The 23,849-nt window shown below is 37.1% G+C and carries 15 protein-coding genes and 1 pseudogene; 8 read left to right on the top strand and 8 right to left on the bottom strand.

Translation table 11 applies throughout. The features are described from left to right. Window positions 1-23: 23 nt before the first annotated feature. Window positions 24-1,415, bottom strand: a complete 1,392-nt coding sequence (locus ACQKOF_RS13340) for a sensor histidine kinase (protein ID WP_427557684.1) — start codon at window positions 1,413-1,415, stop codon at window positions 24-26. Beyond that, window positions 1,412-2,134 (bottom strand): response regulator transcription factor, encoded by a 723-nt coding sequence (locus ACQKOF_RS13345; protein ID WP_427557687.1) that lies wholly within the window; start codon window positions 2,132-2,134, stop codon window positions 1,412-1,414. Before ACQKOF_RS13345 ends, ACQKOF_RS13340 begins: the two co-directional genes overlap by 4 nt. 503 nt (window positions 2,135-2,637) lie before the next feature. Between ACQKOF_RS13345 and ACQKOF_RS13350 the strand changes: the two genes are divergently transcribed. The 4 genes from ACQKOF_RS13350 (at window position 2,638) to ACQKOF_RS13365 (ending at window position 8,312) form a co-directional block, all read left to right on the top strand. Beyond that, the gene (locus ACQKOF_RS13350) at window positions 2,638-2,961 is read left to right on the top strand and encodes a helix-turn-helix domain-containing protein (RefSeq protein ID WP_427557690.1); all 324 of its coding nucleotides are present in this window, start codon (window positions 2,638-2,640) and stop codon (window positions 2,959-2,961) included. Between the two features lie 654 nt (window positions 2,962-3,615). Then, on the top strand, window positions 3,616-4,974 hold the full coding sequence (locus tag ACQKOF_RS13355) for an acetamidase/formamidase family protein (RefSeq protein WP_427557692.1): 1,359 nt from the start codon (window positions 3,616-3,618) through the stop codon (window positions 4,972-4,974). 233 nt (window positions 4,975-5,207) lie between these two features. Next, entirely contained in the window at window positions 5,208-5,762 is a 555-nt protein-coding gene (locus tag ACQKOF_RS13360) for an HPP family protein (protein WP_427557695.1), read from the top strand. A 1,053-nt stretch (window positions 5,763-6,815) separates the two neighbouring features. After that, the gene (locus ACQKOF_RS13365; protein WP_427557698.1) at window positions 6,816-8,312 is read left to right on the top strand and encodes a hypothetical protein; all 1,497 of its coding nucleotides are present in this window, start codon (window positions 6,816-6,818) and stop codon (window positions 8,310-8,312) included. A gap of 57 nt (window positions 8,313-8,369) precedes the next feature. Here the strand turns inward: ACQKOF_RS13365 and ACQKOF_RS13370 are convergent, their stop codons facing one another. Both ACQKOF_RS13370 and ACQKOF_RS13375 read right to left on the bottom strand, forming a co-directional pair. Further along, the gene (locus ACQKOF_RS13370; RefSeq protein ID WP_427557701.1) at window positions 8,370-9,554 is read right to left on the bottom strand and encodes a CaiB/BaiF CoA transferase family protein; all 1,185 of its coding nucleotides are present in this window, start codon (window positions 9,552-9,554) and stop codon (window positions 8,370-8,372) included. Between the two features lie 420 nt (window positions 9,555-9,974). Continuing rightward, window positions 9,975-10,886, bottom strand: coding sequence for a CAP-associated domain-containing protein (locus ACQKOF_RS13375; RefSeq protein ID WP_427557703.1), 912 nt, complete (start codon window positions 10,884-10,886; stop codon window positions 9,975-9,977). 558 nt (window positions 10,887-11,444) lie between these two features. Between ACQKOF_RS13375 and ACQKOF_RS13380 the strand changes: the two genes are divergently transcribed. After that, on the top strand, window positions 11,445-13,013 hold the full coding sequence (locus ACQKOF_RS13380) for a sensor domain-containing diguanylate cyclase (protein ID WP_427557705.1): 1,569 nt from the start codon (window positions 11,445-11,447) through the stop codon (window positions 13,011-13,013). 631 nt (window positions 13,014-13,644) lie between these two features. Then, window positions 13,645-17,826 carry an S-layer homology domain-containing protein gene (locus ACQKOF_RS13385; RefSeq protein WP_427557708.1) on the top strand — a complete coding sequence of 1,394 codons (4,182 nt, stop codon included), beginning with the start codon at window positions 13,645-13,647 and terminating at the stop codon, window positions 17,824-17,826. Between the two features lie 232 nt (window positions 17,827-18,058). On the opposite strand, the pseudogene ACQKOF_RS13390 reads toward ACQKOF_RS13385, so the two are convergent. After that, window positions 18,059-18,440: pseudogene (locus tag ACQKOF_RS13390) on the bottom strand (SDR family NAD(P)-dependent oxidoreductase); the annotation flags it as partial. 317 nt (window positions 18,441-18,757) lie between these two features. On the opposite strand from ACQKOF_RS13390, the gene ACQKOF_RS13395 reads away from it, so the two are divergent. Together ACQKOF_RS13395 and ACQKOF_RS13400 are read left to right on the top strand one after the other, a co-directional pair. After that, window positions 18,758-19,918, top strand: coding sequence for an MFS transporter (locus ACQKOF_RS13395; protein ID WP_427557711.1), 1,161 nt, complete (start codon window positions 18,758-18,760; stop codon window positions 19,916-19,918). 70 nt (window positions 19,919-19,988) lie between these two features. Next, complete coding sequence (locus ACQKOF_RS13400) at window positions 19,989-20,969, top strand: helix-turn-helix transcriptional regulator (protein WP_427557714.1); 981 nt, start codon at window positions 19,989-19,991, stop codon at window positions 20,967-20,969. A gap of 205 nt (window positions 20,970-21,174) precedes the next feature. Here the strand turns inward: ACQKOF_RS13400 and ACQKOF_RS13405 are convergent, their stop codons facing one another. Genes ACQKOF_RS13405 through ACQKOF_RS13415 form a run of 3 tightly spaced genes read right to left on the bottom strand, consistent with a single transcriptional unit; the run spans window position 21,175 to window position 23,520 of the window. Further along, a complete protein-coding gene (locus ACQKOF_RS13405; protein WP_427557717.1) occupies window positions 21,175-22,569 on the bottom strand; it encodes a nucleoside recognition domain-containing protein in 1,395 nt (464 codons plus the stop codon). After that, window positions 22,541-23,266 carry a FeoB small GTPase domain-containing protein gene (locus ACQKOF_RS13410; protein ID WP_427557720.1) on the bottom strand — a complete coding sequence of 242 codons (726 nt, stop codon included), beginning with the start codon at window positions 23,264-23,266 and terminating at the stop codon, window positions 22,541-22,543. Before ACQKOF_RS13410 ends, ACQKOF_RS13405 begins: the two co-directional genes overlap by 29 nt. Next, the gene (locus tag ACQKOF_RS13415) at window positions 23,263-23,520 is read right to left on the bottom strand and encodes a FeoA family protein (RefSeq protein ID WP_400728793.1); all 258 of its coding nucleotides are present in this window, start codon (window positions 23,518-23,520) and stop codon (window positions 23,263-23,265) included. The genes ACQKOF_RS13410 and ACQKOF_RS13415 overlap by 4 nt, the downstream gene beginning before the upstream one ends. Window positions 23,521-23,849 lie beyond the last annotated feature (329 nt).

Here is a 23,849-nt window from a genome sequence, read left to right on the forward strand (position 1 = left end):
AAGGAGTAGTCCCTAGTATCGGGCTACTCCTTTTTTTCTACTTGAAATTGAATGCTGACAGTTGTACCTTGTTGTTCTTCAGAGGTAATCGTTACAGTTCCTCCGTGCGCTTCAATAATATCTCTAGCAATAGCAGTACCTAACCCAGTACCATGTGTTTGTTCAGTATTGGTACCTCGATAATAGCGCTCAAAAATATGCTCAAGGTCTTCTGCAGAAATACCGTTACCGTTATCAGAAATCGTAATAGAATGATCTTCAACAAGAATATTAACTGATACGTCGGAAGGATTATGAAGCAATGCATTGTGTAAAAAATTCATTATCGCTCGTCGCATAAAGTGCTCGTCAATGTAATGCTTGATGACATCTTTAGTTGCATTAAATTCAATATTGGCCTGCTCATATTGTGGTGTATTGAGTGTATCAATAACGATTTCGCGAATAAATTGCACCATATTTACCTCGGTTAAACTGAGCGGAAGCTGCTGATGTCTTAATCGCATAGTTAAATTTAAATCATCCAGTAGATCTTGCATATGCAATGATTGTTTTTCGATAATCTGCGCATATTCTGTATGTTCATAAGGAGCTAATTTTCCATCATTCAGTAGCTCCGCATACCCACGAATCGAGGCAAGTGGTGTTTTCATATCGTGTGAGACATTGCTAATCCATTCCTCACGCATCATCTCAAGTCGTTTGCGTTCCTGCTCGTGTGCAGCTAGTTCTCGTGATACCTCATTTAAATTCTCGAAAACAGGTTTGTACACACCACCTGGCACTTTACTAGCCACATGCTCATGATTTTTTAAATGACGAATACGTTCAATCATTGCATGTAGAGGCTTAGTCAATGTTCGACCGAAAAGCCAGCCAACGAGTGTAGCTACTAATAAATCAGCAATGACAATGAGCAAACCAAACTTGCCAATAAACTGTAAGACTGATGAGCCAGAAAAATGAGTGACATATCTAGTAACGCCACTTCCTTCGATGCCGATAAGATAACTAATACTTTCTTTACTTCCCACATATACGGTAGTATCCACATCGAATTCTTTATATTTATAAACTTGGATTAAGTCAATCGGCGCATAGTGTGAAGGAGCTTTATCTGGAGCAAAATGGGCTTCAACGACCTGTCCATTACTATCAAGTAATTGAATCCAGGCATTTCGCTGATGCAATTGTTGAAGTCCATCTTTGCTTACTGCTGGCGTTCCATTACTTATATCAATATACTGCTGGAACTCGCGCACGAAGTTTTCCTCTGAATACGAAGTTGTATGATCGTAATCTTTTACCTGTTGAAAAATGAAAAACCCAATTAAAATGGCTGTATTCAAGAAAATAACAATAATAACAATGGACAGCACAGACAGAAGGAATCTAGCTGTTAATTTCCATTTCATACTTGCTCCTCTTTTGGAACGACAAATTTATAGCCAAGCCCTTTTACAGTTGTAATATACATAGGTTTAGATGCATCTTTTTCAACCTTTTCACGCAGACGTCGAATATGCACCATAACAGTATTGTCTGAGCCGAAAAAGTCCTCTCCCCATACACGCTCAAACAGCGTCTCTTTACTTAAAATTCGATTAGGATTGTTCATAAAGCAAGCCATCAAGCCAATCTCCTTTGCCGTTAGCTCCAATAAAACGCCGTCCTTATGTACTTCCGTTTCATCCCCATTAAGCAAAAATGGACCAACTTGAATCGACTTCACGGAAATTACTGGTGCCGCTTCCTGCGTCTGATAACCAGCTCTGCGAAGCTGTGCCTTCACACGATAGGCAACCTCTTTAGGACTAAAAGGTTTCGTAATATAATCGTCGCCTCCGATCGCAAGTCCTAAAATTTTATCGATTTCCTCATTTTTCGCTGACATGAAAAGCACTGGCACATGCGACACTTCTCGAATACGTCGACATAAATCGTAGCCCTCGCCATCAGGAAGCATCACATCAAGAAGTACAATATCGGGTTGTGTCTGTTGAAAGCTCGTCCAAGCTTCTTGAATGGAGCCAGCTGTATGAATTTGCTTATAACCTTCTTTTTGTAAGCTGACTTTTAGAAGGTTTGCTAAATCTGCCTCATCATCCACCACTAGAATAGTTGGTTCTTGCATTGTTCACACGTCCTTTCTTCTTTATTATTGTAAATCCTCATTTTAAAAATAGCGTATCGTTAAATGGTTTAGCGCCCAAAAAAAGTTATCTAACTCACCCGAATAGAGTCACGGGTCATCAATTACCACAAAAATTAGCGTTCTTAGTTTGAGATCTGCCCGCCGATTGAAGTTTCACTTTATGTGACTCATTATAAATGAAACTTGCTTAAAAAAGGAATTGAGACTTACTTGAATTAAAAAATAAAAAGATGTTAACTTATCAATTACCTATAAAGGTAAAATAATACTTTAAATCCTCGTTTGAAAAGTCTATATTTAAACACGTACAAATCTCAAGAAATTTGTAAAAAAAGATGAGGACTTATTTTTGAAATAAGTGAAAAAGCCTTTAAAATCAACGATGCAACTTCAAGTTGCGGAAAAAGTAACCAATGAGTTCTCGATTAATTTTTTGGTTTTCAGTAAAGTTAAGGTATCAAAAACGATAGGCGGAATGATTTATGAATTTATCTCAGAACTTAAAAAATAAAAGAGAAGAGCACAGTTTTTCACAAGAAGATATTGCTCAAAAATTAAATGTTTCTAGACAATCTGTTTCAAAATGGGAAAACGGTAATTGTTATCCGGATTTAGATAATCTCATTTTGTTAAGTGAGCTATATAATATTTCGCTAGATGAATTGGTTAAGGGCGATAAAGATTTTCAAAAAAAAATTATAATCCAAAATACAGATAATAAACTTCAAACGACAAGATGGTGGGTTTTGATACCGGTTATTGGAATGCTATATGGATTGATTTCAATGATTTTAAATCATTTTTAAACAATATATTGAGAAATTTATTAGAGCACTAACTAGCTCCAGCGTTCGACCACTGATCGCTGGAGCTTTTTTAATACACTGAGAAATACACGCTACTTTGATTACTCAATGCATATTAGCGATACTTTTCATGAAATGGCAGGAATTATCGAGCTTTATGTAGAATATATATGTAATAAAATGACTTCAAAAAATATCGTCTAACTAATTTGAAAATATGAAACGGTGATATCAAAATAAACAAAAGGGGATGATAGCCCATACTTACAAAGAGATGAATGTTTATTACAACTAAAAGTGCAGACTTTTACAATGCATTTGTATGAGTCTGTGCTTTTTTGTGTATAAATGGTTGAAAATATATAAAATGAACGGCATCATTTTCCATATATTCAATAGCCATTCTATTGGACGAAAATCATGTATTTATTCATATAGAAAATGCACTAAGAAGAAAGGATTTCACGCTACTTTGATTATTCAACACATACGATTAGTGACATTTTCCTCGAAATGGCAGGAACTATTAAACTTTATGTCGAAATTAAGTTTTACAATCGACAATTCACTACAAAGAGTTATATAAAGCGTTGAAATTATATTTAACTAAAATCTATTTACATAAAATAAAAACTTAGGAGTGTGACGAAAAAAATGACAAGCGAATTGCATGTGCTAGAAAAAGAAGGAGTGCAAAGTGAAGACTTTGTACAGCAGCCGCAAGCCGTCGAAACATTATTTGTAAATGAGTTCATAGATGGTATTTTAGATCCACAACAGAAAATGCTTGGGCCTGTCAAAGATGGTGGAACAATTATTGCTAATACGACGCCAGGATGTTGGGGCCCGATGCTAACACCAACGATTCGTGGTGGGCATGAAGTAACAAAACCTGTATTTGTAGAAGGGGCAGAGGTAGGAGACGCCATTGTTATCAAGATTAAATCAATACAGGTAACATCAATAGCAACAGCATCTGGGCATGATGAGGCAATTTTGGATCGATTTATTGGGGATCCGTTCGTATCAGTAAAATGTCCAGGCTGTGGTAAGCTTCATCCTAGTACAGTTGTCAAAGGGATAGGTCGGCAGGCCATTCGCTGTTCGACATGTGATACAGAAACGTCACCTTTTAACATGACGAATGGCTATACTATGGCTTTAGATCATAATGGTAATATTGGTGTGACTGTTGGGCGAGAAGGGGCTCGCCGTATTGCACTTGATGCGAAAAACTATATGCGTACACCTGAAAATTCTGTGCAAAATCCTGTAGTTGCATTAGCACCAAGTGATTTAATTGGTGTTATGGCAAGAATGCGACCGTTTTTAGGGCAGCTTGGAACGACACCTTCAAAGGCGATGCCAGACTCCCATAATGCTGGAGATTTTGGTTCGTTTTTAATTGGTGCGCCACATGAATATGCATTTACGCAGACTGAATTAGACACACACCGTACAGATGGACATATGGATATAAGCCGTGTTCGTGAGGGAGCAACAATTATTTGTCCAGTAAAGGTTCCGGGTGGGGGTGTGTATATAGGCGATATGCACGCTATGCAAGGGGACGGAGAAATTGCAGGACATACAACAGATGTTGCTGGTATTGTTCAACTTCAGGTAAGTGTAATGAAAAAAGTAGCTTTGGATGGCCCTATTTTATTGCCAAATACAGAGGATTTACCTTATACGGCTAAACCTTTTACAAAGGAAGAAAAACGTCGTGCACGTGAGCTTGCGGAGGAATTCGGCGTTAAACAAGTTGAGGAAGTATTCCCTGTATCAATTGTTGGCTCCGGAACATCATTAAATGAGGCAACAACTAATGCTATAAGCCGTGCTGCAAGACTTTTTGAGATGAGCGAACCAGAAGTTATGAATCGAGCGACGATTACAGGATCGATTGAAATCGGTCGTCATCCGGGAGTTGTAACAGCAACCTTCCAAGTACCTAAAACAGTACTGAAAAAAGCGAAAATTTATAAGCCAGTGAAAAAGCAATATGATTAAATGCATACCGAAAAGCCCGAAAAGAAAGCAAACTAGAAGATTTCATAGTTTGCTTTTTTGTGTTATAGGGCGATAAACTACTTAATTAAAAGTCAGATGCTATTTGGAATTGTGTCTAAAATTCGACATTTTGAAATTGAATTCTATACAGTAGTTGTTATAATAGAACAAGCTTAGAAGATAAAAAAATCGATACGGTTCCATAGAATTTTGGATAGAAAGAAAGGTGACTCATGGCAGATTTCGTACGTTTGCAGGATAAGGAAGAAAAAACAAACCCTATTAAAACATACATATTCAAGATGAAAGGTGGGGGACATGCTCCTTCACGAACAAATTTTGCTGATGCCATAACAGGTGCATTCGGCGGATTAATATGTATTTCTATATTGCTTTGGTTGACGAACTATACAGGGGCACCATGGTTAATGGCATCACTTGGTGGGAGCTGTGTACTCGTATTTGTCGTTTGGAATGCGCCATTGTCTCAACCTCGAAATATTATCGGAGGTCATTTAATTTCAGCTGTCATCGGCTTGATCATGTATTCACTGTTGGGGACGAGCATTGTATCAATTAGCCTTGGTGTAGGTTTAACCATTTTTTTAATGGCCTTATTAGGAATCATTCATCCGCCAGCAGGAGCAAATCCGATTATTATTATATTAGGAGGCTATGGATGGAGCTATCTAGTAATGCCTGTCCTTATTGGAGCTCTCATTATCGTATTTTTTGGTCTTGTGATAAATAATCTACGAGAAACGCGGAAGTATCCTTTGTTTTGGTGAGGAATAAATTTAAGCAAATTGCGGAAAAAATATGTTGCAATTTCGGGCGGAAAAAATTTGCCTTAATTGAAGAGCTTTTTGCATCTGCCGCTGCGCTTTCGATGCAGAAAAAATACGTCAAAAAATTTGACGTATTGAAAATCTTTTGCATCTGCCGCTGCGCTTTCGATGCAGAAAAAATACGTCAAAAAATTTGACGTATTGAAAATCTTTTGCCCCTGCCGCTGCGCTTTCGATGCAGAAAAAATACGTCAAAAAATTTGACGTATTGAAAATCTTTTGCCCCTGCCGCTGCGCTTTCGGGGCAGAAAAAAATCCGTCAAAATTGACGGATTTTTTTGTAACTATTTTGTTGGTTGCTCGTCTACTGTTGTGAGAATGCTTTTTCTCGATTGTATTGGTGAAATGATGCATAGCTTTCTAAGTTGTGCGTACTATGGTGCTAGCTTTGAGCTGGCGTAGGCAATGAGCCGTTTGAGACAATACAAATGGGCTACCAACTTATGAGTAATTGTCCAATGAGCTCATTTGCCGTTTTTCTTTTAAATAGCAAATTTATTCTTTACCCATCTATGAGGTATTTGACCTTTATAGATGGCTTTTTTTATGCGTTGTAGTTAAAGTTGTCGATTGTGCACGAATACTTTTGTTGTCATTTCTTTTATGCATATCACGATTTTTTTAGCATATGTTGGATAAGATTTGTTATATTGAAGAAAGAGTGATCAATTATGCCTCGGCATAATTGCGTCCGGAATCGGCTTTGTGCTTAGGCCTGCACGAGGGCCGACACGATGTCGGTCATTTCGGTGATGCCACAGGACGTGGCGTTCTTAGACTGAGTTCCTCTATTTCAGCGAATGTTTGGACACCCACAAATGTAACTTAAATCCGCATTCATCTCACTACCTATAGAGGTGGAGACTGCTGTAGCTGACGCTTTGCTTTCGCTACAAAAGACATTTGCTGAAAGAAGTTAAAACATATAGGCAAGTATTTTACACGATAGGGGAAGATCTTTGTTGGTTGAATTTGATGGGGGGCTCCAGTTGCATGCTGTTGGATTGTGATGAGCAGTTATTCATGACATATAAACAAAGTGGTGAAAAGGGTGCTGAGAAATTACTTTCAAAATGGTTAGAGGCAGAGATTGACTCACCTGCTGACCCGAAAATTCTAGGTACTGCACTTTCACCGAATTTATTTTTAGTGAATGAGGAAACAGCGATGAATATTGCGTTTTCAACTGCACGAAAATATTGGGGTCGTGTAACGAAAGATATGCAAACTTTTTTTAACAAGCATGGTTTAGATACTAAATTTGTCAATGAACGTCTCGATGCTTTTTTTTACACGCAAAAAGGCAAGGAGACCTTTTTTGAGCAGCTTTTCGCACAGCATACAATGGACTTAGAACGATTAATCTGGCTAATTTTCGGGAAGCGATTGCAAATTACATTGCCAGTTAACGAACTACAAACAATATTTTTATATAAATTTGAAAATGAATATTTCGTGCATATGATTTATAAAGAAGAAGTCCAATTTTGGCATTGGCTTTTCACGAAAAAGGTTTATTCACTGTTTATCCACAAACCATTAGAACAATTCACATTTATCCATGAAATGATGGGTCATATTGAACAATCTACAAGAGAATCTTGTGCGCATGTGGATAACTTTGTGAATAATTATAGAGAAACTTTGGATAAGTGTATAACTTATGTGGATAACTATAATTCGACTTGCTTGGCCAAAAAACAGTTACACCTTTACCAAATTGTAACGCACTATCGCTTATCAAAAGGGAATTATCGATGTGTTAAAGCTCTAATTACTTCCTTTGAAGCCGATTGGCGTTATTCGATGTATGCATTGACAGAGAAAGAAAAAGTTCTGATTGCATATCTTCTATTTCATATAGCACATCAGGAGCAGAATCATGAAACTGTTATTCACTACGGTGAGTATTTATTAGAAGATGAAAGACTTAATAATTACGCGATAGAGATTTTGTTGGAATATAAGGACTTATTGCCGAATCGTAAGCCAACACCTCCTGCCATTATTAAAAATTATGAACTAAATTTTTTAGAAAACTTGTATGCAGTATTGCTTGAGCATTATGTAAAAATGGAGCGTTATCAAGAGGGGCTCCTGCTTTTAAAGGAACATGTACTAGCATCCAATAAAAAAATACATGCCACTTTAGTACAGAATAACTATAGTAATGAGCAATTTATTGCGATTGAGGCGTCAGTTCAGCAGGATGTTGCTCTCCATGTGAATAATTCATTACAGCATATCGGCTTGTCTGTAGAAGAATGGCGCCGACATTATCGTCAACCAGAAACGCCTTGCTATTTGGTAGCACAGAGCGCATCCTTGCATATACTTAATATTTTAAAAGTTTTATTTGTGACAGAGCAGTACGAGCTGTTTGAAAAATTAATGGAAATTTATAAAAAATATTTACTCATTGACGATCATTTCGAAAAGCTACGAGTTTTTATAAGTGCACGTTTAATAGAAATACAAAAGAGTGTCTAATGTGTTTTACATGCATCATTAGACACTCTTTTTATTTCTTGTAGTTGGCCTACGATATTATTCTAAAATCCCTTTGTCCTTTAAGTCCGCAATTTGCTCGCTACTATAGCCAAGTGAAGATAACACTTCTTCATTATGCTCTCCAAGCTTAGCACCGACATGCTTGTACTGCGGTTTAACACCGTCAAACTTAAAAGCAGATGCAATTTGTTTTTGCGTAGTACCGTCGCTTTTGGGAATATCAACAATCATGTCACGAGCCTTGAGCTGAGGATGCTCGCATGCTTCTGGAAAAGTTAATACAGGTTCGACACATCCCTCGAAATTCTCGTTAAACACTTCAAGCCATTCTTCGTAAGTCTTCGATAAGAACGCATCATGGACAGCCTCTTTAAAACGAATTTGTGTATAGTATGAATCATTAAAAGTATTATCAATGAGCTCAGGAATATCGAGCGCTTCACAGAGTAATCTGCGGAATTGAGGCTCAAGACTTCCTACCGAGAAAAATCGGCCATCCTTTGTTTTGTAAAAGTCATAGTAGCTGCCACCATTTAAAATTTCCTGTTCGGACTGAGGCACACGACCAGCGCCAATATAGGCAGACCCATACATAGCATTGAGCGAAAATACAGCATCGGTCATACTTATATCAATATATTGTCCTTCACCTGTTTTTTCACGATGTAAAGCAGCTGCAAGTACTCCAATTGCTGCATGCATCGTGCCCCCAGCAATATCAGCTAGCTGAATACCCATGGAGACAGGTTTTTTATCTTTATGGCGTGAATAATCAAGTATCCCAGCTAATGATAAATAGTTATTGTCATGTCCTGGCCGATTGCTATATGGTCCAGTTTGTCCATAGCCTGTAATAGCACAATAAATTACCTTAGGATTTACTTCTTTTAGAGTGTCATAGCCGATGCCGAGTCGTTGCATGACACCAGGTCGAAATCCTTCGATAATGATGTCGTACTCTTTCACGAGTGACTTAACAATCTCTATAGCTTCAGGAGATTTTAAATTTAATGTTAATGACTTTTTAGAGCGATTCAAATGTTGATGAATATACGCCTCATGATCATCGTCGTAAGGAGGCATAATACGCGTTAAGTCTACGCGCTTTGATGATTCAACGTGAATAACCTCTGCGCCTAAATCAGCAAATATCATTGTCGCCATTGGTCCCGGTAGTAATGCAGAAAAATCGAGAATTTTTAACCCCTTTAAAATACCCAAATCTCCCAACCCCTTTTTGTGTAGGCTACATTGTATTCAAGAATGCATTGTAGCGCTTTTCTCATAATCCCCATTTTGTGAAAAGCATGTATCACTACTGTATTAATACAGATTGATGATAAATTATCAGTATTATAACAGAAAAAATGATGGCTTGACTATGTTAAATTTTATTATAAAATATTTAGTCAAAAAATTATATGTCAGAATAACAATAAAAGTAAAAAAATTCAGAATGTAGGGTTACCTTCATAACGTAGGGGTGATTTCGTTCCGATTGGTACAATCCAATCAACTAATAAAAGGGGACAGATTTTCTGTCATATTTCAGTAAGGCTGCAAAAAATCTCTATGCAATAGATTTCTGCATAGAGATTTTTGTGTATATTGGTCATCGTCGATAAGCTTCAACTATTCAAATTACTTAGAATAAAAGTTAACTGTATAATAGGGCGCACCGTTATCTTTAAAGCAGACACCAACAAATATATGTGTAAATTCTTTTCTTAAAATATTTATACGATGCCCTTTTGAATTCATCAGTGCTTCATGGGCAAATATACTATTGGGCTGACCTTGTGCTATATTTTCGCCATACCAATAGTGATTAACTCCACCAGTAGTGAGGCGGTCATTGGAATGATTACCTTTATGATCTTCATGACTAAAAAATTGATGTGTGATCATATTGCTACTATGCTGCCGAGCAATAGGATTACATCCTTTGTCATAAATGAGCGGTTGCAATCCTTCTATAACCCGCTCATGGTTAATAAGATCAACCATTAAATCTTCATGTCCTGCTCGTAGCTCATTGGAAGGCTTACCATAATAACTACGTTTACTTAATTCTGTTTTGGCATTAATCCAAATAATAGAACGGACAATATTATTTTTGTGTAAATCATAGAAAAAAGTAACATAGTGATCATCAATCAAATAGGTCCCGTGTGTAGTATTGCCATCACAATCATTGTAATCGAGCAAATAGCTTGTATTTTGATAGTGAATAGCTCTAATTGGAAGACTGTATTTTCTATTCACATCTATTCGATTAGCACCGATAGGAATACCAAATACGCTATGCCCAGTGCGTGTTTCATAACCTCCAACCTCATTGGAATTATGCTTTCCTACGAGGAGAAATTGGGAGTAATCCGTCTCTACTCGATGCCATTTTATTTTATATTCACTTTGAAAGCTGGATAGTGACAAAGTTTTTTGCGTATCTATTATTTTTGTACGAGCTGACTTATTTGGATTGAGAGAAGTATTCGTCCAAAGAGCCATACTAAAACCAACCATTATTGGAGCTACTTTACGTAACAACATATTTAAACCCTCTTCTAATAATAAATTTATAATAAAAATCTATCAAAATAATAAAAGTTTTATAGATATAAAGTTACTATATTTTTGTTCTGTTAACGATGCTAAAATTTTGGAACTTTCCCTACTATATGGCTTACTGAAGGGATGATCTTGTTAAAATGTGTGCCATTTATAAAAGTTGATCTTCGTTCGGACTGGGTGACTCCTTGGGGACCAGCGATAGAGGAACGAAGGCTAAAACCATCACGTCCTGTGATAACGCCTTCGTGACCAACATCGGTGCCGCTGCCGCTTCGCTTTCGCGCAAAAAACATCTGTTGGCTCGAGACCCTGCAGCGCAGCGGATGTTTTCTGTGCGAAAGCGCCAAGTCGGAACGGAAATCAACCCGACGCTTTAGTGGTGAGTCTAATATTTTGCTTTTGTTATAAGAGGGAATTGAAAAGTACTATTTTTACAAATACTTTTCTCTCAATATAAGATATTTTCTTAATAAGGAATTTTTTTGTGCTTTAATAGAATAATAGAGGAATTTATAAACTAGGGGTAAAAGATAGAAAATGAAATCAAAACAGATAAAGTTAAAGTATTTAATCATGGGTGTTGCCATGGCTGCTTTTTTCTTAACAGGAATTGGTGGCATTTGGAGTGGTTACCGTATGAATGTTGCTTCGATTAAAGAAAATACGCTTGAAACGAATCGAGTATATGCACAGAAATTAGCAACAACCGCAAGTTCTTATCTTGAAGAATCATTTCAGATTTTAGGGTATAGCGCCAGCACGATAAAGACGAAAATGCATGATAATAATGCATTGATTCAGGAAACTGAGCGTTTGAAAAAGCAAAATAACATGTTTAACTCTGTTCTTATTACAAATGCAAAAGGTCTTGTATTATCTATTTCACCACCATCTGTAGAGGTACAAGGTGAAGTATTAACATCAGTTGGAGCAAAAGAGGCTTTATCTAAAAGGGAACCTCTTGTCTCAAAGCCTTATAAGGGAATGACAGGGCGTCTCCTTATTTTTATATCGTATCCTATATTTTCAGAGACAAATGAATATTTAGGAATGGTAGCTGGGACAATTTATTTAAAGGAACGAAATGTTTTTAATGAATTACTCGGAGAGCATTATTATCATGAGGGTTCATATGTGTACGTAGTTGATTCAGATGGGCGTGTTATCTATCATCAGGACCCAAATCTCGTTAATGAAATTGCTATTGATAATAAAGTTGTTCAAGCAGTGATTTCTGGAAAAAGTGGGGCTCAGCAAGTAATGAATACTAGAGGAGTAGAAATGCTTGCTGGTTATAGCGCTGTACCTTTAACAAGCTGGGGAGTAGTTGCTCAAAGACCGTTAAAGGTAGCATTAGCTCCTTCATTTGATAGAGTACAGGATGTAGCTATAAAATCCATTCCGCTTATGCTAATTTCAATTTTCATTGTCCTTTGGATGGCAGCACGTATTGCCAATCCCTTACAGCAATTAGCTACTTTAACAGAGGAGAGCATGGAATCGAAAAATGTAGAAGGCTTGAAATCTGTACGTAGTTGGTATTTTGAAGCGCACTTTCTAAAAAGTGCACTCATTCGGAGTTTAACATTTTTACAGGGCCAGGTGTCCTATTTTAAAGATCAATCTACAACAGATCCGTTAACGGGTGTAACTAATCGTCGCACAATGGATGCGATGCTAGCTGAGTGGCTTGAGAACGATTTGCCACATGCCCTCATTTTGCTGGATTTAGATCATTTTAAAAGTGTTAATAATACGTATGGTCATGCAGTAGGAGATAAGGTTTTACAATTTTTAGCTCAAAATATGAAAGCAGTCGCTCGTGAGGGAGATGTTTGCTGCCGCTACGGTGGTGAGGAATTTGTGCTGTTATTGCCAACTACTACTGCTGAGGAAGCGACACAGGTGGCCGAGCAACTGCGCGATGTTTTGGCACAAACTATAAGCCCCTGTGGTCGCCCAGTTACTTTATCTGCAGGCGTTGCAGTATATCCACAAATGGCCGACACGACGGAAAAGTTAATTGAGGTAGCGGATGGTGCACTATATCTAGCTAAACAAGCTGGACGTAATCGAGTCATAGTAACAGAGCAAGAAAATAAATAAAAAATATTTCGGAATAAGCATACATTTCTAATTTTTGGGGTACATGATTAATGCTACGATCATTTGGGCAAGCTACTTTTAGTCATTCCCCATATGACTTGTAAATCATGTTCAAATGATACGTAAACTCGGGACACATCTCTTGATTCGACTTGACAAGATGCAAGGTTATCCCCCTTTCCCTTATGACATCACAAGTACGACTAGATGTATGCCTATATATCGTTAAAGCCAAGTGAGCACCGATGCTCCTTGGCTTTTTTATGTGGGGTTAAGGAAACGGTGTTTCGGAAAAGTAGAATGGTTTGGATGACTAAGAGTGTACAGTGTCTAAACTGTTATTTAATTCATCACTAAAAGTTAGATTGATATTTTGTTGAAACTCATGCTATGTAGATAAGTTGATTGGAGTGAAGGCTGGACGCCCCCCAGGGAAGCGCCTAGCCGGAACGGAAATCAACCCCACATCATGATGGTGAACTTTTTAAGTTTGTTGCCTATTTTTGTTAACGATTTTCTTCCAGTATTTTAGAATTATCTATGAAGGTTCACTACCTACCTGTCGATATAAAGGGTATGATGAAAATGATATTTTGAACGTATCAAATACATAGATGAAAGGAAGAGTGGGATGGATAAAACAAAAGTCCAAAAAGTGAACAAAGCACTTATAGCAACTGTTTTTGCTACTAGTGGGATTGCTGTTGTAGTACCACCACAAAATGCAGCTGCGGCTACTTCACCATTTACGGATATTGACCAATATTCAAGCCATTACGACAATATTTTAAAATTATACTCTCAAGGTGCAATTAGTGGGTATGCAGATAAAACCTTTCGACCAAATCAAAATGTAACACGTGGTCAAGCAGCAAAAATGCTAGCAACTGTTTTAGACTTGGATTTAAAAAATGTGCAAGACCCATATTTTAAAGATGTCCCAAAAAGTAGTGAATACTACAAGTATATAGCTGCATTACAAAATGCAGGAATCATGTCTGGGTATTCAAATGGAACATTTATGCCTAATGAAGTGATTACACGTGGGCAATTAGCGAAAATTTTAGCGCTAGGCTTTAAATTTGAGGTAGCATCTAATTACAACCATAGTTTCCAAGATGTTACTAGTCAGACGAGCAACGCCATTTATATTCAAACTTTAGTAGATTTAAAGATTACAGAAGGAACAACACCTGTTACTTTCTCACCATATAATGCGGTAACACGTGGACAAATTTCATCTTTTATTGTGCGTTCACAAGAGAAAAAGGGCCATGCCACATCTTTCAAAATTACAGGTATTGAAGACGATAATGTCTTCATAAATGGTGAACCTTACTCAGTACCGGAAAGTCTCTCGCATATTTTTAACGAAGATAATGCCCCAGTATTAAAAGGTGCACTTATTGAAGGGGATCTTTCAGGCAAAACCATCCGCTCTGTCTCAAAGCTAACATTGAATGCAAGTGGGACAAGCTCAAAATTTCTAGAGTTTGATGGCGATCATAAGTCCTTCGGCGCGACAATCGTTGTTAACGGGAACTATATTGAATTTTCCAATGTTACACTGACTGGCACAATGCTTGTCAATGAAACGGTACGTCCACCTTTACAATTAGGCGCTTCCAACTATAAGCCATTATCACTTGGTCGTATAGCAAGCACAAATACGGCATTTATTAACTGGTCTAATCCAGATAATCCAAATGATGAAGGCTCATCCTCGTCCAATAACGGTCCGACAACAGATCTTCAAAATTGGACAGATCAGAATTCCGACAAGAATCCTGATAAAAATAAGCCATTTGTGAACTGGTCTAAAGATAAAGTGACGATGAAAAATGTTGAAAAACATATTGAATTTTATAACAGCACTGTATCACGCCTAGTAGTCTCTCAAAGCGGTACAAAAATCGAAACAAATATGAAGCTACCACGTGTAGACATCATCGGGAATGTCCGTGAATTTGAGATTCAAGGAAATATCGGTACACTAAACCTTGATACAGAAACGAAGCTAACAATTTACGGAACTGGTAATATCGACAGGATTAACTACAATAGCTTTACTGATTTAGAGCTATATATAGACGGTCGCGTAGGTATTCTGTACGTTGATAATGTATATGGTTGGATTGATCTTGGAGATTACACGTATGTTGATAGAGTTATTATGCCGAAGGACGAGTCACCGAATAATATCTTCGATGACTTCCTAGAGGATAAAGATAATATCGGTACTATTACAGATCCAGACGGTAAGCCGATTGATAAAGACGATATTGATAATCAAAAACCAGCTGATAAAACAAAACCTTTAATCGACATTACAAATGTAACGGTTTTAAATGGTAGTGATATTCAAGTAGATTTCACTTCAGATAAAGTTGGAACCTACTACTATATTGTTCGTGAAAAAGGCGCCGATGCACCAACGAAAAAAGAAATGGTAAATCGTATTTCCACTGACAATGCGGCAAGTGGAACAGGCGCAGCAGTGAATGGCAAAAACACTATTAAAATCACTAATTTAGGTGAGAAAAAAGAATATGTTGTTTATGTGATGGTCGTTGATGGAGCGAAAAATGTTTCGGATATTAAATCACAATCATTCCAAATGAAAGATGGAACACCACCAGTTGTTAAATCTTTAACAGTAACACCTCTACATGGTGGAACACGTGCAGAGTTTACATTTACAGCGAGTGAACCAGGAGACTATTACTACTACGTACGTAAAAAGACAACTGCAGCTGCTCCAACAACTGCAGATATTGTTGCTAAACCAACAGGTAAGGGCAAGGCAGTTGCAGGGAAACTTGGAATTACTGAAATTCTAACAGGCTTAGAGGCTGAAACAGAGTATGAACTTTATGTAGTGATGAAGGATGATTCGGGTAATTATTCGATAGACCCACCTGCTTCGAAAGGCTTTAAGACAGGTGCACTTGATAATATCCCACCATATATTGTAGGTGGCGAGCTGTTTTTACTTGATGAAATAAAAAATGAGTTTTATGTAACAGTGAGTGAGGAGTTAGATCCTGTTTCTGCTGAAAAAGTAGAGAACTATGAACTTACGGGTACAGGGATTGTCAATCAAGGCTTACAAAAACCAATTCGTCCAGAAAAAGTTGTCTATAATAAATCACAAAAAAGATTAATATTCACAATCCCTTCATTAACAGGATTTGTCAATGGTGATAACTTAGTTGTAACTATTTCTCCAAATGTTAAAGACTTAGCTGATAATGGATTCGAAAATATTAATAATATTCCGCCTAATAGTGTTCCTAGAAATACGGCTGAATATATTCATAAAGACGGTGAATGGCCTTACTTAACAATTATAGGAGAACCTGCGATTAATGCGACAAAAGATCAGACGCTTATTGAATTCAATGCAACTAAAGCAGGTACGTACCATTATTTGATTATGGAGTCAGACTTAAAGCTAACACGTGATGATCGTCTACGCTTAATTGAAGCCGTTCAATTGAATTCGAAAACTTTTAAAGTTGGCACAGAGGATGTAGCCATTGTCGGTAGTGGCGGTAATAAACCAGCGCAATTAGGAAAACAAAAGGTTACAATTCCTTTGCCAACTACAGGTTTGGACCCATTTAAAAGCTATTCGATTTATATGGTGTTACGAGATCGCTCAGGAAATGTATCTGACATTCAAGCAAAACATGTTATTGATGACCAAACACCACCGAAAATTGAAAATACATCAATAAAAATAGCTGAGGGTGACAAGAAGGCCACATTTAAATTTATGTCAGACGAAGATGGAACCTATCACTATATCCTTAGAAAAGCTGATGATACAACCATCCCAGTTCCAACTAGTGCAGAAGAGATTATCGCTAGAGGAACAGCTAGCAATATGCGAAAAGATACAAATGAAATTAACCTTTCCTTATCAGAACATCAAGATTACGAGCTTTATATTGCTGTAAAGGATCGCTATAATAACGCAACAATGCTACAGGTGGGTACAGAATCAAAAGTTTACACATTTGATGAAAAACAAAATAAACTAATAACCCTGACTCCTGGTGGAAATGGCACAGGTGTTATGGCATACAAATTTTTCTCAGATGGCACACCATCAAAGGTAGAAGATCCAATCTTTAAACGTATTGATGGTAAAACATTTGAAGTAACATTTTCAGAGGCTGTTGATCTAAAGGATTCAGATTTTAAATTAGTAGAACCAGGTACAAATACTGCTATTTCACCATCCTATGCATCATGGGAGTGGGAAGATACTACAGGCAAAAAGGATTGGGAACCTCGTAAGCTAATTATCAAGTTTGCTAATGAAGTAAAACAAAGCTTTGATATTACTGTAAGTGCTACAGTCAAAGATAAAGGTGGCTGGACATTTAGTAAACCAACAGCTTCTTACATCTACAGAACACTTACAACAAATATCGAAAGTGCGAAATTACAACCACCTATTTCAACGGATAGAGGGAAAAATATTTTAGCAACATTTGACTTTACCTTTGCTGATCCATCGGTTCAACCGGGGGAAGCGGCAAAATTCTACTATAAAGCATACAGTAAAACATATTCGCAGACAGTTATTGATGCAATTAAGCCAATAGAGGTAATTCAACCAGATGCATCTGGCGCACTAATAAGCTTAAGTAGTGGTGATGGTCAAACAGAACTTTCAAAAGGACGTACTGAGAAACCTATTACACATCCAACAGTACCGTTTATCGAAGGGGATTATATCGTGATTGTAATTGTAGACAAATACGGTAACATGTATAAAGTTCAGGATAAGATAACAAAATAAAGAATAGTAATAAAGAAGGAACTTTCAACATTTTTAGTTGATGAGTTTCTTCTTTTTTATCTAGTTGAGCAAGGTAAAAGCGTTTTCTTTCCCTCCCTCCCTCCCACTTCATTGCAGTCTATAAACAGGGAAGGGCAAGTATACTAATGAGAATATCCAAAGAAAAAGGAATCAATATGCCTTTATTGAAGGTGTTGATTCCTTTAAAAATGTTTCCTAAAACGGTTAACAACTACAGCACAGTATACCCACCATCCACAGTAAACACGCCTCCTGTAACAAAAGAAGAAGCCTCCGAAGCTAGGAATAACGCAATGCCTCCTAGTTCATCCGGTGTCCCAGGTCTGCCCATAAGGGTAAGGCTCATCCAAGTATCGATCATATCGCCGTCTTGCTCAAAATAAGGCTTTGTTAGCTCTGTTTTCATGTATCCTGGAGCAATTGTATTCACTTTTACATTATGCTTTGCCCATTCCATTGCTAAACTCTTCGTAAGCATTTCACACCGGCTTTTGATGCGTTATAGGAAGATTGAAATAGTGGGTATTCGCAATGATGCCAGACATAGAGGAGATATTCATGATAGACCCTCCTTTTTGATCAATCATTACTTTACTTGATCATTATAATTTTGTAGTGCCTACTTAGCTTTCTGTTTTTTAATAAGAAGTGGGGATAAAATATATAGTACCCAAAAGAGACGTCTCAAAATCTATTGAGATGTCTCTTTTCATGTTTAAAAGAAAATAAAATCCGTTAAACGGCATTATTATCCGTCTATTGGTAGAGAAGTAGGACTAAAAAAATTAAGATAACTATATTTCTAAAGAGAAAAATTAACAAAAGATGAAAAGGAGATCTTAGATAAACATAATGAATAGTTTTTTTATTTTAAGAGTCATAGGCATTAATGAATGAAAGGGGAATAAAAATGAAAAATTTTTGGGCATTTGTTATAACTGGAATGCTATTAATCGTTACAACTACAGGATTTGCCCGTATGGCTTACGGTATTATATTACCTTTTATGCAGGAAGGGCTGTCATTAACTACATCACAGTCAGGTTTATTAGGTACTATACTATTTTTAGGTTATTTACTTACAGTAGGTCTGTCAGGGATGCTAACGGTGCGTATTGGAGCGAAAAACGTGCTGTTGGTAGGCGGAGGTTTTGTTATTGCGGGTTTAGGGGGTCTTGTATTTGTCACGAATTTCTGGTGGGCTGCTATAGCTTTATTTTTGGCTGGTGCTGGTAGTGCTCTTGTCTATACGCCACTATTATCAATAGCAGTTAGCTCTTTCCCTAAGAAAAGAGGGACAGTGATGGGATTGCTAATGAGTGGTGCGGGAGTAGGAATGCTACTCTCTGGAGTACTTGTACCTTTTATGCTTCGACATTTTCCTGAGCTTGGCTGGCGAGGAGTATGGTTAGTATTTGTCGTAATCACAATTATAGTCGTGTTAGTAGCATCTTTTGTGATAAAGACACCAAAATCAACGGCAGAAAAGGGTACTGTACAAGAAAAAACTAAAGCCTGGAGAAGTAAAGAGCTGTACCTCATAGCTGGAATTTATTGTGCCGTGGGACTTGTTTATCTTATTCCGAATTTATATCAAACAAGTTATATGAAGGACATCGGGATTTCAAATGCAGTGGCGGGCTCCATTTATGCTGTTGCAGGGATCGTTTCAATTGGAGGTGCGCCATTATGGGGAATGCTAGCGGATAAGATAGGTGTAAAAATAGCATTAATGGCAGCGTTGCTTTTGTCAATTGTAGGAGATGTTTTTCCGATGTTATTTCCTAATGTAGCTGGATTTATCGTGTCTGCTATTATATGGGGCTCGTCTCTTGGGGGTGTCCTTGTGCTTATTCAAATGAAGGCAAGCCAAGGGGTGTCACCAAAATATGTGGCATCAGCGATCGGCTTTATTTCTATCTTTTATGCTATCGGTCAAATGATTGGGCCTGGACTTGCAGGATGGCTTATAGAATATGCTGGGGGATATGCTACTGCTTATGGTTTTGGAGCTACTATCTTCTTTTTGTGTTTACTGCTATCAATGGCACTTACAACTAAAGAAGAATAGCTAAATCGCAGTTCGTTTGCTATACTTTGGTTATAATTGATAATCGTTCTCAATAAACTGAAGGATGGTGATGAACACGTTGAATACTAATTTCCATGATAATTTTAATGAATTTTTTCATGCATTGGAAATATCAAAGGTACATGAATGTCCGTTTGTATTCCAACCAAATATGCAGGAAGGAGCTATACATCGTTTTATTCCCCGCCGAGATTTAGAAGTGGTTACATCTGATTATTCATTTTATCGAGAGCACCAAATGCAAATAGTTACAAAACAGCCTATGGTTGAGCTTAGTCTTTGTTTACAAGGTAATAGAGGTGTTTACATCTCAGGCTCAGAATATGAAATTTCTTCAGGAACATGCTCGCTTCAATTTATAGAGCAGGTGGGGGCAAATTTTATGTTTCATAAAAATCAATCCTATCAAATGGTTGGGATTGGTATTCCGGTTTCAACTTTTAATCATTTTATGAGTGAAACTAGTAAAACTAGTAAGGAATCCCTAAATTTCTCTAAAATTCTTGGTGGGAAACGATATAGACTCTTTCAAGAGAGAATTAACGCATCTTCCTTAATTATTGTTCAGCAAATGTTAGATGCTATAGCAAGTAAGAAAATGACCAATTTAGAGCTAGAATGTCGAGCATTACAGCTATTATCAATGACATTTCGATCTCAACTATTTGATAATTCTCTTAGCCCTGTTATGTTTTCAAAAAGTGATAGAACCAAAATACAGCAAGCTCAATCAATTATTACAGAACATATGTCTAATCCTCCTACACTTATTGAACTATCACGTTTAGTTGGTTTAAACGATTACAAATTAAAAAAGGGATTTAAAGAGATGTTCGGAACAACAGTGTTTGGATATTTACGAGAAAAAAGGCTAGAGAAGGCATTTCTTTTATTACAAGAGGGGACTATGAATGTAACAGACATTGCGAATGCAGTAGGATATTCTAATCCTAGCTATTTTGCGGAGATTTTTAAAGAGAAATTTGGAATTAATCCTAGAGAAATATTAAGAGACCTTAATCGAATGTAGAGTCCTAGATTATAAAAACACCTTAAATTGAGTAAATCAATTTAAGGTGTTTATTATGGGAATATCAAAAGGATAACTAGTAAGTTGCCTTTCCATTTATAGTTTCTTGCTCTATCGCTTTATGAACAATTACGCCCTTATGCGGTGTAAATACGTATGTGATACCAAATAGGGGGTATCTGGTTTAAGACCATCCCTTTCATCATCACACCCAACCAAACGCGCGAGCAACTGTTGCTGTTAGCCATGTTACGCCAATGGCAATAACAGTTGGAATTAAAAATGACATAAATGTCCACTTTGCACTTTTTGTTTCTTTATAAATATTGACTAAAGTCGTTCCGCAAGGGAAGTGTAGCAGTGAGAACAACATCATATTTAAAGCTGTTAGCCACGTCCAGCCTTGGTCGATAAACACTTGTTTTAGCTTCGATAAATCCTCAATTTCTAGCATAGCTCCTTGTGATAAATACGCCATAATTAGGATAGGGATAACAATTTCATTGGCTGGTAGCCCAAGAATAAACGCAGCCATAATAAAGCCATCCATACCAAGAGCCTGACCAAACGGATCTAAAAAGTTAACAAAATGCATTAGAATACTTGTATCACCAACGTAAATATTGGCGAATACCCAAGTCAAAATAGAGGCAGGCGCTGCAACGATAACTGCTCTTTTTAATACATTCCATGCTTTATCAATACTCGCTCTTAAAACTGTATCCCAAAACTTTGGTTTTCGGAATGGTGGAAGCTCTAATGTGTAATGGGTAGGTACACCCTTTAAAGCGGTTTTAGAAAGAACCCAGGAAACGGATAATGTCACAACGACGCCCAACATAACAAATCCTATTAAAATACCCGCTGTGACCAATGAACCTGTTGCACCTGAAAAACCAGTTACCATAAATAATGATGCTAATAAAATAAGTGTTGGCCATCTCCCGTTACAAGGAACAAAATTGTTCGTTAAAATGGCCAACATTCTTTCACGAGGAGATTCTATAATTCTCGTTGATAGAATAGCAGCAGCATTACAGCCAAAGCCCATTGCCATTGTTAATGACTGCTTCCCGTGTCCACCTGCTCGTTTAAATAAACGGTCCATATTAAATGCTACTCGTGGTAGGTAACCGTAGTTTTCTAATAGAGCGAAGATAGGGAAGAATATAGCCATCGGTGGTAACATAACACTAATAACCCAGCCTGTTCCTCTAAATAGCCCAAGAATTAAAATACCGTGTAGCCATTCTGGTGCGTGCACTGCTTCAAAAAGAATTGTTAGCTTACCCTCTAGATAGCCAAATAAGTTTGCTAACATATCAGACGGTACGTTTGCGCCAGCAATTGTAATGTAAAAGACAGTTCCAAGCAAGATAAGCATAATAGGGAATCCCCAAATGCGGGATGTGAAAATTTCATCTAATTTATCAGATCTGTACATTGCAGGCTGCTGAGATACTACTTTTTTACATAAAGATTTGCTTTTAGTATAAATATCACTAACGATTTCATCTCGAATATCCTCATTCGAAACCTCGTTCACTTCAGCTAAAATACCCTTAAGCGAATTATGATTTAACACTGACTGGGACTCCATTCGTTCTCACCTCGTGCTGTTTAGTATTCTTATGATTTTGCAGTTTTAAAATCAATTCCTCATCACCATCAAGTAAGCGAAGGGCAACCCATCTTGATGGATATTTTTCATCAAAATAACCTTCTAATTTCGATTCTATCTTAGTTATGGCTTCCTCTATTTCTTTCGAATATTTCATGCGATACGGAGTTGTCACAATTGTCCCATTCACCAGTTGACTTAATGTATCCAACAATCGATTAATACCTTTTTTATTTCTTGCCGATATTTTTACGACAGGAACTCCTAGTTCACGAGATAATCTCTTTTCATCAATTCGGATACCTTTTTTCTCAGCTTCATCAATTAAATTGATACAAATGATGACATTATCAGTCATTTCTAAAACTTGGAGCGCAAGATTTAAATTTCTCTCTAATGATGTTGCATCAAGCACAACAATCGTTGCATCCGGTTGGTCAAAAACAATATGGTCTCTTGCAACTTCTTCATCTGCTGAATTGGAAAATAGAGAATAGGTCCCGGGCAAATCCACGAGTACATATTGCTCTCCTTTGTGTTCAAAAGATCCTTCTGCATGAACAACCGTTTTCCCTGGCCAGTTCCCAGTATGTTGCTTCAATCCTGTTAATGTATTAAACAATGTACTTTTACCGGTATTTGGGTTACCTGCTAAAGCTATTCTATTTACTCTCATTTTGTATTCCCCCTAACAATTTCGCCGAGAATCATAGAGCTCTCATCATTACGTAATGCAATCGTCGTATTGCTTACGCGATAAGCAACAGGGTCTCCTAAAGGACTTTTACGAAGAACGGAGATTTCTGCTTCTTTCACAAAGCCTAAATCTAATAATCTTCTTCTTAAAGGCCCTTTAATATTTATTTCTTTTATTAAAAAGCAATCTCCAAATGAGCATTCAGAAAGTGGTTTCAATGATGTCTTTTCCATATGCATTTTTTGTTCCTCTCTATAATAATATTTCCCGAACTTCATATTGTTTCTCTAAGGAAACTTTATTAATGATTATCCCTGTTTTATGACAATTGTCAATGGTTTTCTGAAAATTTTCTGAAAGAACGCGATAAAAGAGCGTACTGATGAAGGGAACAAAAGCGCATTACTTAATCAGTTGTTGGACCAAGAAATGTTAAAAAATGGGGAGCTGTAGGCGTACCACTGAGCAAAGTTGTTGATGTAATGGTATGAAAAGGTCCTCTTTATGATGTATTAATGTAAGTAAGATTTCGTTACAGGTGCCTATTGAATTTTTGAAAGAA

It is taken from the genome of Lysinibacillus sp. NPDC093190 (assembly GCF_050280425.1).
Lineage (GTDB): Bacteria > Bacillota > Bacilli > Bacillales_A > Planococcaceae > Lysinibacillus.

Excerpts from the sequence above, each read along its gene's own strand:
- ACQKOF_RS13340 (WP_427557684.1), bottom strand. The coding sequence starts at position 1,415 with ATGAAATGGAAATTAACAGCTAGATTCCTTCTGTCTGTGCTGTCCATT.
- ACQKOF_RS13345 (WP_427557687.1), bottom strand. The coding sequence starts at position 2,134 with ATGCAAGAACCAACTATTCTAGTGGTGGATGATGAGGCAGATTTAGCA.
- ACQKOF_RS13350 (WP_427557690.1), top strand. The coding sequence starts at position 2,638 with ATGAATTTATCTCAGAACTTAAAAAATAAAAGAGAAGAGCACAGTTTT.
- ACQKOF_RS13355 (WP_427557692.1), top strand. The coding sequence starts at position 3,616 with ATGACAAGCGAATTGCATGTGCTAGAAAAAGAAGGAGTGCAAAGTGAA.
- ACQKOF_RS13360 (WP_427557695.1), top strand. The coding sequence starts at position 5,208 with ATGGCAGATTTCGTACGTTTGCAGGATAAGGAAGAAAAAACAAACCCT.
- ACQKOF_RS13365 (WP_427557698.1), top strand. The coding sequence starts at position 6,816 with ATGCTGTTGGATTGTGATGAGCAGTTATTCATGACATATAAACAAAGT.
- ACQKOF_RS13375 (WP_427557703.1), bottom strand. The coding sequence starts at position 10,886 with ATGTTGTTACGTAAAGTAGCTCCAATAATGGTTGGTTTTAGTATGGCT.
- ACQKOF_RS13380 (WP_427557705.1), top strand. The coding sequence starts at position 11,445 with ATGAAATCAAAACAGATAAAGTTAAAGTATTTAATCATGGGTGTTGCC.
- ACQKOF_RS13385 (WP_427557708.1), top strand. The coding sequence starts at position 13,645 with ATGGATAAAACAAAAGTCCAAAAAGTGAACAAAGCACTTATAGCAACT.
- ACQKOF_RS13395 (WP_427557711.1), top strand. The coding sequence starts at position 18,758 with ATGAAAAATTTTTGGGCATTTGTTATAACTGGAATGCTATTAATCGTT.
- ACQKOF_RS13400 (WP_427557714.1), top strand. The coding sequence starts at position 19,989 with ATGAACACGTTGAATACTAATTTCCATGATAATTTTAATGAATTTTTT.
- ACQKOF_RS13405 (WP_427557717.1), bottom strand. The coding sequence starts at position 22,569 with ATGGAGTCCCAGTCAGTGTTAAATCATAATTCGCTTAAGGGTATTTTA.
- ACQKOF_RS13410 (WP_427557720.1), bottom strand. The coding sequence starts at position 23,266 with ATGAGAGTAAATAGAATAGCTTTAGCAGGTAACCCAAATACCGGTAAA.
- ACQKOF_RS13415 (WP_400728793.1), bottom strand. The coding sequence starts at position 23,520 with ATGGAAAAGACATCATTGAAACCACTTTCTGAATGCTCATTTGGAGAT.